At 72.6% G+C, this 10,893-nt stretch carries 12 protein-coding genes; 5 read left to right on the top strand and 7 right to left on the bottom strand.

Translation table 11 applies throughout. The features are described from left to right. Positions 1–55: 55 nt before the first annotated feature. The 6 genes from ACFWE2_RS21445 to ACFWE2_RS21420 form a co-directional block, all read right to left on the bottom strand. A complete protein-coding gene (locus ACFWE2_RS21445) occupies positions 56–544 on the bottom strand; it encodes a GNAT family N-acetyltransferase (protein ID WP_377226235.1) in 489 nt (162 codons plus the stop codon). Between the two features lie 19 nt (positions 545–563). Next, positions 564–1,046: a GNAT family N-acetyltransferase gene (locus ACFWE2_RS21440; protein ID WP_377226234.1), complete on the bottom strand. Its 483-nt coding sequence runs from the start codon at positions 1,044–1,046 to the stop codon at positions 564–566. Positions 1,047–1,104: 58 nt separating this feature from the next. Continuing rightward, the gene (locus tag ACFWE2_RS21435) at positions 1,105–1,500 is read right to left on the bottom strand and encodes a nitroreductase family deazaflavin-dependent oxidoreductase (protein WP_377226233.1); all 396 of its coding nucleotides are present in this window, start codon (positions 1,498–1,500) and stop codon (positions 1,105–1,107) included. Between the two features lie 79 nt (positions 1,501–1,579). After that, on the bottom strand, positions 1,580–2,431 hold the full coding sequence (locus tag ACFWE2_RS21430) for an ATP-binding cassette domain-containing protein (RefSeq protein WP_377226232.1): 852 nt from the start codon (positions 2,429–2,431) through the stop codon (positions 1,580–1,582). Positions 2,432–2,493: 62 nt separating this feature from the next. Next, the gene (locus ACFWE2_RS21425) at positions 2,494–3,498 is read right to left on the bottom strand and encodes a putative F420-0 ABC transporter permease subunit (RefSeq protein ID WP_377226231.1); all 1,005 of its coding nucleotides are present in this window, start codon (positions 3,496–3,498) and stop codon (positions 2,494–2,496) included. Then, positions 3,495–4,508 carry a putative F420-0 ABC transporter substrate-binding protein gene (locus ACFWE2_RS21420; RefSeq protein ID WP_377226230.1) on the bottom strand — a complete coding sequence of 338 codons (1,014 nt, stop codon included), beginning with the start codon at positions 4,506–4,508 and terminating at the stop codon, positions 3,495–3,497. Before ACFWE2_RS21420 ends, ACFWE2_RS21425 begins: the two co-directional genes overlap by 4 nt. A 302-nt stretch (positions 4,509–4,810) precedes the next feature. On the opposite strand from ACFWE2_RS21420, the gene ACFWE2_RS21415 reads away from it, so the two are divergent. From ACFWE2_RS21415 to ACFWE2_RS21405, 3 genes are all read left to right on the top strand, one after another. After that, positions 4,811–5,062 carry a DUF6480 family protein gene (locus ACFWE2_RS21415; protein WP_377226229.1) on the top strand — a complete coding sequence of 84 codons (252 nt, stop codon included), beginning with the start codon at positions 4,811–4,813 and terminating at the stop codon, positions 5,060–5,062. Between the two features lie 24 nt (positions 5,063–5,086). Next, positions 5,087–5,890, top strand: coding sequence for an SDR family oxidoreductase (locus ACFWE2_RS21410; RefSeq protein WP_377226228.1), 804 nt, complete (start codon positions 5,087–5,089; stop codon positions 5,888–5,890). A 94-nt stretch (positions 5,891–5,984) separates the two neighbouring features. Next, a complete protein-coding gene (locus ACFWE2_RS21405; protein WP_377226227.1) occupies positions 5,985–7,556 on the top strand; it encodes a molybdopterin-dependent oxidoreductase in 1,572 nt (523 codons plus the stop codon). Positions 7,557–7,559: 3 nt separating this feature from the next. On the opposite strand, the gene ACFWE2_RS21400 is transcribed toward ACFWE2_RS21405, so the two are convergent. Then, the gene (locus ACFWE2_RS21400) at positions 7,560–8,393 is read right to left on the bottom strand and encodes a class I SAM-dependent methyltransferase (protein WP_377226226.1); all 834 of its coding nucleotides are present in this window, start codon (positions 8,391–8,393) and stop codon (positions 7,560–7,562) included. A gap of 163 nt (positions 8,394–8,556) precedes the next feature. On the opposite strand from ACFWE2_RS21400, the gene ACFWE2_RS21395 reads away from it, so the two are divergent. Further along, positions 8,557–9,228 (top strand): winged helix-turn-helix transcriptional regulator, encoded by a 672-nt coding sequence (locus ACFWE2_RS21395; RefSeq protein ID WP_377226225.1) that lies wholly within the window; start codon positions 8,557–8,559, stop codon positions 9,226–9,228. A 113-nt stretch (positions 9,229–9,341) separates the two neighbouring features. Further along, positions 9,342–10,832: an MFS transporter gene (locus ACFWE2_RS21390; RefSeq protein WP_377226224.1), complete on the top strand. Its 1,491-nt coding sequence runs from the start codon at positions 9,342–9,344 to the stop codon at positions 10,830–10,832. Positions 10,833–10,893 lie beyond the last annotated feature (61 nt).

Here is a 10,893-nt window from a genome sequence, read left to right as displayed (position 1 = left end):
GATCGGCAGCTCGGACTACCGATCAACTGACATTCTGCCGACCACGCGCCTGCCCTCAGCGGACCAGGCGCACCTCGAGCACGTTCGTGTCCGGGTCGGTGACGGTGACGCCGTCGGGCAGGAAGCCCGCGCGCTGGAAGAACTTGCGCGCACGCGGGTTGGTCGCGTACGTCCAGATCTGGGCCGACGTGCCGGGCGGGAGGATGTTCTCCAGCAGGGCGTGACCGACGTTGGTCCCGTGGAAGGCAGGGTCGACGTACATCTCGTGCAGCTCGATGGCGCGAGCCGGCGGGTGGCCGAGGTGCGGGCCGGACGGGTTCTTCATCGCGAAGCCGATGATCTTGTCGCCCACCTCGGCGACGAGTGCCTTGTTGCCGGCGGCGAGGATGCGCATCCAGCCCTCGGTGCGGGTCCCGAGCGTCTCGGTTTTCCAGTGTTCGGCTGACAAGAGCTCGCCGAAGACCGCACGCCGGGTGGTCCAGTGCACCGCGGCGATACCGACGGCGTCGTCCGGGGTCGAGGCGCGGATGTGGAAGTCAGACATGAGTCGAACGGTAACCCGACTATCTGACCATCCGTACCTCTGCCAGGTCGGCGGTGGTCGTGTCGACGACCCGCGTGCCCTCCAGGACGAACCCGTTGCGCTCGTAGAAGCGCTGGGCGCGCGGGTTGTCCTCCGCGACCCACAGCTGCGCGCCGGTCCCGGGTGGCAGGACGGCGTCCAGCAGGGCCTGCCCGACACCGGTGCCGTGGTGGGCAGCCAGGACGTACAGCAGGTAGAGCTGCCGGCTGCGCATCGGCAGCACGTCCTCCTGCTCGACGGCGTCGCCGGACATCGCGATGCCGACGACCTCGCCGTCCACCTCGGCGAGAACGGGGGCAGCGCCGTTCGCCAGCCACCGCTCCCACGTCGTCGTGCGCCGTTCGAGCGTGGCGGTGGCCCAGAACTCGGGCGGGAGGATCTGACCATAGGTGGTGACCCAGGTCGTGTGGTGCACCCGGGCGACCGCAGCGGCGTCGGACAGCGTGGCTGTGCGCAAGTTCACGACGCGAAACATACTCCCGCGCCGAGGCGGTCGATGACACGCGACCGCCGCAGCGGCGTCAGGCGGGGTGCAGGGTCCCGACCAGGCAGTCCTCGATACCGACCGCGGACATGAGCGTCGACGGTACCGAACCGAGCCATCCGACCGCCTCGTACGCCGGCACGAGCCGGACGTCCTTGACCAGGAAGTCCGTCCCGGCGCGCGTCAGCCGCACGGTTCCGGCGCTCATCGTGTTGCGGGCCCAGTCGGTGCCCGAACCCCACGGCAGCGGCAGCACCGCGAGGACCTCCTGCTCGGGCCTGGCCGCGAACGCGACCAGCGGCGTGCTGTACTCCTTGCCGGACTTGCGTCCGACGTGGTGCAGCACCACCCACGGCGAGACCCGACCGGCGATGCGGAGCATCCACGGGTTGACGAGCTTTCCTGCCTTGACGACGAGATCAGGTGCGGCCATGGCTCCCATCATGGTTCAGGTACGCGGATCCGTCAGCATGGGGACGCCACCCGCGTGCCGCCGGAGGCTCGGCCGGACCTCAGCCGCCGTCGAAACCGTCGAAGCCCCGGTCGAAGGAGAGCACGGGGCGTCCGGTTCGCGGATGCGTCAGCACGTCGACCCGCACCCCGTACACCGGCTCCAGCACCGCCGGGACCAGCACGTCGGAGACCGGGCCCGCGGCGACGACCCGGCCCTGGTCCAGCAGGACCAGATGGTCGCAGGTCGCGGCGGCGAGGTTCAGGTCGTGCAGGGCGGCGACGACGGTCACGCCGTCCGCCGCCAGGTCCCGTAGCACCCGCATGGCGTGGAGCTGGGCGGCGATGTCGAGGTGGTTGGTCGGCTCGTCGAGCAGGATCAGCCGCGGCTGCTGCGCCAGGGCACGGGCCATGTGCACGCGCTGGCGCTCGCCGCCCGACAGGGTGCCGACCTCACGGTCGCCGAGCTCGGCGGCGCCCGCCGCGGCAAGGGCTGCGTGTGCGGCGGCGCGGTCGGCGTCCGAGTCGCCCGCGAGCAAGGAGCGGTGCGGTATGCGGCCCAGGAGCACCGCGTCCAGCACGGACAGCGGCAGGTCGGTAGAGGCGTCCTGCTCCACGAGGGCGAGCAGCCGGGCGCGTTCGCGGCGCGGGAGCGCGCGCAGGTCGGCGCCGTCGAACGTCGTCGCGGGGTCCGCCGCACGTTCCGGGCCGGACGACGGCGCGGCCGCCCCGCCGTCGGACGGCGACGTGGCGCGCCCAGCCTGCTGCACCCCGGCGAGCACCCGCAGCAGCGTGGATTTGCCCGAGCCGTTCGGCCCGAGCAGCCCGGTGACGGCGCCGGCGGGGGCGACCACCCCGACGTCGTCCAGCACGACCCGCCCACTGATGTCCCAGAAGACCCGTCCAGCCCTCAACCCTCGTTGAGTGCTGGATATCTGCCCTCTTGAAGGGGCCTGGGTGGGCAAATATCCAGCACTCAACGGTTTCCCTTCCAGAGCAAGAAAGCGAAGATCGGGGCGCCTATGGCTGCCGTGACGATGCCTACCGGCAGCTCGCGGGGTTCGAAGACGGTGCGGGCCAGGGTGTCGGCCCAGATCAGGAACGACGCTCCGGCCAGCGCCGACAGCGGCAGCAGCAGGCGGTGTCGGGCCCCGGTGAACAGCCGCACCGCATGCGGCAGGATCAGCCCGACGAACCCGATGGACCCGCTCTGGGACACGAGCGCCCCGGTCAGCAGCGCGACGCCGATCAGCAGGATCCACCGGGCCCGGTTCACGGGCACCCCGAGGGCGGCCGCGGCCGTGTCCCCGAACGTGAACGCGTCCAGCACGGACCCGGTCAGCGCCAGCAGGGTGCCGAGCACGAGGACGGCGCCGCCCGCGATCGCCACAGAGGTCCACGTCGCCGACGCGACCGAGCCCATGAGCCAGGACAGCACCTCGCGGAACGCGTCGCCCTTGGCGGACCAGAAGATCACGAACGACACCGCCGCCGCGCAGAGCTGGCTGATGGCGAGCCCCGCCAGGACGGTGCGGGTCGGCGTGATCGTGCCGAGCGCGCCCGCCAGCCCGAGGGCGAGCGCCAGCGCCCCGACGGCCCCGGCGAAGGCCGCGACCGGCAGCAGCAGCGGGACGCCCGCGAGCAGTACCAGCACCGCGCCGAGCGACGCGCCCGACGACAACCCCAGCAGGTACGGGTCCGCGAGTGGGTTGCGCGTGAGCGACTGCATCACCGCGCCGCACACCGCCAGACCCGCGCCCACGGCGGCGGCGGTGAGGATGCGGGGCATCCGTAGCTGCCACACCATGCCGTCGCGCAGTGCCGGGAGCGGCTCCAGGCCGAGCGCGCCGCCCAGCCCGAGGTGGGTCGCGACCGAACGGCCGACCTCGGACAGGGCGAGGTCGGCCGGGCCGATCGTCACCGCGACGCCGACGCTCAGGACGAGCACCAGCGCCGCGGCGGGCAGGGCGAGCAGCCTCACAGGTCGAGGTCCGCCAGCTGGTCGACCACCGAGGCGACGGCGTCGACGTTCCGGACGCCGGCCTCGGTCGCCGGGAACGGCACCACCACGTAGCGACCTTCCTTGACCGCCGTCATCTCGCGGGTGGCCGGGTTCGACTCCAGCGTCTCGATCTTCGCGTCCGCGGGGTTCCACGCGGCGTCGACGAGGACCAGGATGTCGGGGTCGGCCTCGACGACGTTCTCCCAGCCGAGCGAGGTCCAGGTGTCGTGGACGTCGGCCGAGACGTTGGTCAGCCCGGCCGCGTCCATGATCATCTGCGGCGCGCCGATGCCCGCCCCGACGTACGGGGTGTCGTCGCCCGAGGACCACCACAGCGCGGTCAGGCCGCGGTCGTCGGGCGCTATGGCGTCGAGCGCGGCCCGCTGCTCCTCGACGAGCCGCGACGCGGCGTCCTCGGCGTCGAACAGGGAGCCCACCTCCGCGATCTCGTCGAACACCGTGTCGAAGGTCAGTGGGTCCGGCATGTACCCCTCCTCCTTGCAGGCCGCGGGGGAGACGTACGTGGCGACGCCGAGCCGGGCGAGCGTCGCGCGGTCGCCTGCGGTCTCCGCGGTCAGGTTGGACTCCCAGCCCGCGTAGACGAGGTCCGGCTCGAGCGCCAGCGTGGCCTCGGAGCCGGGCGCCTCGGCCGCGAACGGCTCCTCGACGGCGGGCACCGGCTCCAGCGAGTCCGGCACCGGACCGTCGAGGAACGCCGAGCCGACGATCCGGTCGCCCAGGCCGAGCGCCAGCAGCATCTCGGTGGTCGACGACTTGATGGTCACCACCCGCTCGGGCGGCGCCTCGACCACGGTCTCGAACCCGCAGTTGTCGAGGGTGACGGGAAAGCCGCCAGTCGCCGGCGACGCGCCCCCGGCGTCCGGCTCACCGGAGGCCGGGGCCGAGCAGGCGGCGAGGGCCAGCGCCGCGACGGCGGCGATCGCGGGCAGGGCGACAGCACGGGACGGACGGACACGAAGGGGGTTCACGCGATGGCTCCAGGGGTCGACGAACAGCCCACGACCTTCGTCAGGCGTGGAGTGAGCAGCGACGCGCCATCTCGCGTCCAGGCGGGAAGCGGCTCACAGCGAGAGCCGCATCGGCGGGCCAAAGCAGGGCCCGCGACCCGGCGTCACGATACACCGGCCGATCGAGGTGGCCCCAGCGAATTCGCTCTCAGCATCGGCGCAGGGCCGGCGCGGGGTCGGCGCTCGGTCGCCGCTCAGTCGCCGCGCGACTGGAAACCGGTGTGCCTACCGTGGAGGCGACCCCGAGGGCAGGGAGATCCACGATGACGAACGACCCGGAGAACCCGGCAGCGCACAACCCGGACCCTGAGCCGGACGGCCGCACGATGCCGCTGAGCGGCAACCTCCAGCCGGGCGAGACGCCGCCCGAGTCCAGCCAGGTGAGCGCGCCGCAAGGCCATGAGGAGCACGGTCCACCGCGTTGGGTGCCGTGGGCATGGATCGTCGCGATCCTGGTGGTGGCGGGGCTGGTCGCCGCACTCTTCGGCGGCTACGCGGCGGGTCTGCTGCGCTGAGGTAGGAACCATTACAGTGCGGCCATGAGCGACAGCACCGCCCCTGGGACCCGCCACGAGACCACGCCGAACCGCCGCGCCCTGGTGACCGGGGCGTCGTCGGGCATCGGTGCCGCCACCGTGCGCCGCATGCGCACCGACGGCTGGGACGTCGTTGCCGCCGCCCGCCGCGCCGACCGGCTGGAGGCGCTCGCCGCCGAGACGGGCTGCGAGGTCTACGCCGTCGACCTGACCGACGACGACGCCGTGACCGCCCTAGCGGCCCACCTCACCGCGACCGGCGGGCTCGACGCCGTCGTGAACAACGCGGGCGGCGCGTTCGGCCTGGACCGCGTGGAGAACGCCGACGTCGACGACTGGCGCCGCATGTACGAGATCAACGTGCTCGGCACGCTGCGCGTCACCAAGGCCGTGCTGCCCCTGCTGCGCGAGGCGGGCGCGACCAAGGGAGTGGCCGACGTCGTGAACGTGACCTCGACCGCCGCCCAGGGCGCCTACGAGGGCGGCGCCGGCTACACGGGCGCCAAGCACGCGGAGCACATGCTGTCCCAGACGCTGCGCTGGGAGATCGCGGGTGAGCCCGTGCGCGTCATCGAGATCGCGCCGGGTGCCGTGGCGACCGAGGAGTTCTCGCTGGTGAGGTTCGGCGGCGACGCCGAGAGGGCGGCCGCCGTCTACGACGGTTACACGCCCCTGGTCGCCGACGACATCGCGGACACCATCGCCTGGGCGGTGTCCCGCCCGGACCGTGTCAACATCGACCTGGTGACGATCCGGCCGCGCGCACAGGCCCACAACTCGAAGATCGTGCGCGGCACCGGGATCTGAGCGCCGGCGCTACGGGCCATCCAGGGCCTTACGGAGTCGTGACGATCCGGGCGCCGACGACGGCAGAGCCCGGTCCGCGTGCCACGCTGAGCGTATGACCCAGGCAACCGAGAGCCCCGCGACCCCGAGGGCCGACCGATCACCGCACGACGCCGGCTGGGCCGCACTCGCCGGCGTCCTCGCCGGTGCCGCGGGCCTCGCCGTCGCGGAGTTCGTCGCCGCCCTCGTCGCCCCGGGCGCGAGCACCCTGTTCGCGGGCGGCGCCGCGGTGGTCGACGCCGTGCCCGGCTGGCTCAAGGACTTCGCCGTGCAGGCGTTCGGGACCAACGACAAGGCGGTCCTCCTCGGGACGATGGGCGTGGTCGTCGCCCTCGGGGCGGCACTGGCTGGCCGGCTGGAGCTGCGCCGGCCGCCGTCGGGCGCGCTGCTGATCGGCGCGGTCGGAGTGGTCGGGGCGACGGTCGCGGTGCTCCGCCCGGACGCGACGCCGCTGTGGGCGCTGCCCAGCGTCGTCGGGATCGGCGCGGCGGTGCTCCTGCTGCGGTCGGCGATCGCGCGCCTGCGCCCGCCAGCCGATCTGCGGCCGGAACCGGGCCACGCGATGGACCGGCGCGGCTTCCTGGTGGTCACGGGGATCACCGCGGGTGTGGCGGTGCTGGCGCTCGCGGGCGCCCGCGTCGTGTCTGCCGGCACGGCCGTGGTGAGCGCCGTCCGCGAGAAGATCCACCTGCCGTCCGCGCGCGAGACGGCGCCGCCGGTCCCCGCTGGCGCCGACCTGGAGCTCGACGGCCTGGCTTCGTACGTCACGCCGAACACCGACTTCTACCGCATCGACACCGCGCTGCGGGTGCCGCAGCTCGACCCGGCCGAGTGGTCGCTCAGGGTGGAGGGCATGGTCGAGGAACCGTTCACCATCACCTGGGACGAGCTCCTCGCCCTACCGCTCGAGGAGCACCACGCGACGCTCGCCTGCGTGAGCAACCCCGTCGGCGGCGACCTCATCGGCAACGCCCTGTGGCTCGGCTACCCGATCCGTGCCCTGCTGGAGCGCGCGAAGCCGCAGGCCGGTGCCGACATGGTGCTCTCGCGCAGCGACGACGGGTTCACCGCCGGCACGCCGCTCGAGGTGCTGCAGGACCCGGACCGCGCCAGCCTGCTCGCGGTCGGCATGAACGGCGAGCCGCTGCCCGTCGACCACGGCTTCCCCGCGCGCCTCGTGGTCCCAGGCCTGTACGGCTACGTATCCGCTACCAAGTGGGTGACATCGCTCAAGGTCACCACGTTCGCCGCCGACCAGGGCTACTGGACCCCGCGCGGCTGGTCCGCGCTGGGACCGATCAAGGTGCAGTCGCGCATCGACGTGCCCCGCGGGTCGGTGGCGGCAGGCGCCGTGACGGTCGCCGGCGTCGCCTGGGCCCAGCACACGGGCATCGGCAAGGTCGAGGTCCGGGCCGACGACGGCGACTGGGTCACCGCGGAGCTCGCCGAGACCGTCGGCCCGGACACGTGGCGCCAGTGGCGCGTGTCCCTCGACCTGGACGCTGGCGACCACACGCTCGCGGTGCGGGCGACGGACGCCGACGGACTGGTCCAGACCGACGCCGAGGCTCCGCCCGCCCCGGACGGAGCCACCGGCTGGCACACGGTAGACGTGTCGGTGGGCTGACCCTCAGGCTCGCGTCGCCGTCAGGAGCAGGTAGTCCCAGCCCATGGCGCCGTCGGCGTCCTGGAACCGGGCGGCCAGGTCCAGGAGCGCCTGGTCGAGGGCGGCCGTGCGCTCAGCGTCGTCCGCCACGTTGCGGTAGACCGCGATGGTGGGGCCGTACACGGCCTTGAAGAACTCGCGGAACTCCGTGCCGGAGGAGAACCGCTCGACGGGGAGCGTGCGCACCTCGGCGTGCACGTCCGTGACACCGTCGCCGAGCAGGTCACGGACATGCGCCTCGTCACCCCACAGCGGCGGCGGCTCGGCGCCGGGCGGCGGCGCCGGTGCGTAGGGCTTCATCGTCGCGAACATCTGGCCGATGAACCCGGCGGGCGTCCACGCGATGAGACCGATCGTCCCGCCCGGCCGGGTGACGCGGAGCAGCTCGGCGGCCGCCGTCCGGTGGAACGGGGCGAACATGACCCCGACGCACGACAGCACGCGGTCGAACGCCGCGTCGTCGAACGGGAGGGAGTGGGCGTCGGCCTCCGCCCAGGTGAGCTCGGCGCCGCTGGCCGCGGCGGCCGCCCGGCCGGCGTCGAACAGCTCGGGCGTGAGGTCGGAGGCGATCACGTGCGCGCCGGCGAGCGCGGCGGGGATGGCGGCGTTGCCTGAGCCCGCCGCGACGTCGAGCACGTGATCGCCCGGCCGCACGCCGGCGGCCTCGACCAGGACGGGCCCGAGGGCGGGGATCACCTCCGCGGCGAGCACGGGGTAGTCGCCGGCCGCCCACAGGGCGCGATGCTTGGTGCGGACGGCGGTGAGGACGTCGGGTGGGACGACGACGGTGTCGGTCATGGGACTGCTCCTTGTCCGGAGGTTTCTGGGACTCCCACGGTCCGCCCGACGGACGCACGCCATCCAGTGCTGTGTCTGTACCGGGTGAGGTTCTCGTTCTGTACTGGTGCGCCGTCCCGGCCGGGCGTTGACTGGACGGGCGGGGGCCCGGCGAGGAGGCTTCATGACGACGTACGGCCAGTTCTGCCCGGTGGCCAAGGCCATGGAGGTGCTCGACGAGCGGTGGACGCTCCTCGTGGTCCGCGAGCTGCTCGCCGGCAGCACCCGGTTCAACGAGCTGCGGCGCGGCGTCCCGAAGATGTCCCCCGCGCTGCTCGCGAAACGGCTGCGCTCGCTGGAGCGGGCCGGCGTGGTGCGGCGCTTCGAGGCCGAGGGCCACCCCGGCTACCGGCTCACGCCCGCGGGCGAGGAGCTCCGGCCCCTCGTGGAGGGCCTGGGCATCTGGGGTGCGCGCTGGGTCGGCGGGCTCGGTGAGGCCGACCTGGACCCGCACCTCCTCATGTGGGACATGCGGCGCACGGTGCCCGTCGACGCCTGGCCGCGCGAGCGCACCGTGGTCGCGTTCCGGCTCGACGGCGTCCCCGCGCCCGTAGCCCGCTGGTGGCTCGTGGTCCGCGACGGCGAGGTCGACGTCTGCGACTACGACCCCGGGTTCGAGGCGACAGTCACCGTGTCGGCCGCTCTCCGCACGCTGGTCCGGGTGTGGCGGGGCGACCTGTCGTGGCAGGTGGCACTGCGCGGCGAGGTGGTGAGCCTGGACGGGCCCGCCGAGGCACGCCGCGAGCTACCGGTGTGGCTGGGTCAGTCGGCGCTCGCTGCGGTACCGCGGCCGTAGGCGAACGGTGCGGCGGCCGATGAGTTCTGGTCGTGTCCGTCGTCGACATGGTGGACGCCGAGGTACGGCCAAGGCTTGACCTCAACCATAGTTCAGGTACTGGAGTACTCCCCATGAGCACCGATCCGCCCGTCACCGACGCCGACGCCCCGCGCCTTCACCTGTCCGACCCGACCGTCCGTACGTTCGCCCAGCTCTTGGTGAACGTGCTGCTCGCGGGGGTCATCAACTTCACGGTGTGGTTCGCCATCACCTTCTTCGTGTTCCTGCAGACCCGCTCGGTCTTCGCCACCGGGGTGATCGCCGGCCTGTTCCTCGTGGCGATGGTCAGCACGGGGGTGTGGTTCGGCAGCCTCGTGGACCACCACCGCAAGAAGGCGGTGATGCAGGCGTCCGCCCTGGTCTCCATCGCCTTCTACGTGGCGAGCCTGATCATCTACCTCGTCACCCCGGCGCAGGAGTGGACGGATCCGGGCAGCGTGCGGCTGTGGGTGCTCGTCGTGCTGCTCATGTGCGGCGTCATCGCAGGCAACCTCCGCTCGATCGCGCTCCCGACCGTCGTCACGGCCCTCTTCGACGAGTCCCTCCGTGACCGGGCCAATGGCCTCGTGGGGACGGTCACGGGCGTCTCGTTCCTGGTGACCTCGGTCATCAGCGGCCTCCTCGTCGCGTTCGACGGCATGCGGACCTGCCTGATCCTGGCGATCGGCGTGCTCGCCGTTGCGCTGGTGCACCTGCACTTCGTCAAGGTCCCGGAGGCGCTGTCGCATGCGGCGGCGGAGGGGGAGCCGCGGAAGGTCGACCTCCGGGGCACCATGAAGGTCGTCGGACGGATCCCCGGCATGTGGGCGCTCATCGCCTTCACCGCGCTGAACAACGTGCTGGGCGGCGGGTTCATGGCGCTCATGGACGCGTACGGGCTGTCGATGATGTCCGTGCAGGCATGGGGCTTCGTCTGGGGCGGGCTCAGCGCGCTGATGATCGTGTCGGGTCTGCTCATCGCACGCACCGGCCTCGGCTCCAACCCCGTACGCACCATCCTGCTCGTCAACCTGGGGCTGTGGGCCGTCACGGTGGTCTTCCCGATGCAGGCCTCGGTGGTCTGGCTCGTGACAGGGCTGGCGGCGTACATGATCGCGATGCCGTACGTCGAGGCCTCCGAGCAGACGGTGCTGCAGAAGGTCGTGCCGTACGAGCGGCAGGGCCGGGTGTTCGGTTTCGCGCAGTCGCTGGAGCAGGCGGCGTCGCCGCTCACCGCGTTCCTGATCAGCCCGCTCACCCAGTTCTTCTTCATTCCCTTCATGCGTGAGGGCGGTACGGGCGCCCGCTGGATCGGTGACTGGTTCGGCACGGGCGACGCGCGCGGGATCGCGCTGGTGTTCGTCCTGATCGCGGTGCTCGGCCTGCTGCTGACGGGCTACGCCCTGTCGAGCAAGTACTACCGGCTGCTGAGCCGCCGCTACCAGGAGGCCCCGGGCGACCCGACGCCGGACGCCGACGCGGCCGACGGCCCGGACGGCGAGGGGGCGGACGGCGAGAGGGCAGACGGCGAGGGGGCGGACGGCGAGCCGGCCGACACGGCCGTCGTCCGACCCGTCGTCTGATCGCGAGATGACCATGCACCTGCTGCCAGATCCGGGCTCGGCCTGGCAGCAGGTGCATGGT

The organism is Promicromonospora sp. NPDC060271 (assembly GCF_042726755.1).
GTDB lineage: Bacteria > Actinomycetota > Actinomycetes > Actinomycetales > Cellulomonadaceae > Promicromonospora.
Note: the sequence above shows the minus strand (reverse complement) of the source record. Positions and strands in the feature narration are given on the sequence as shown.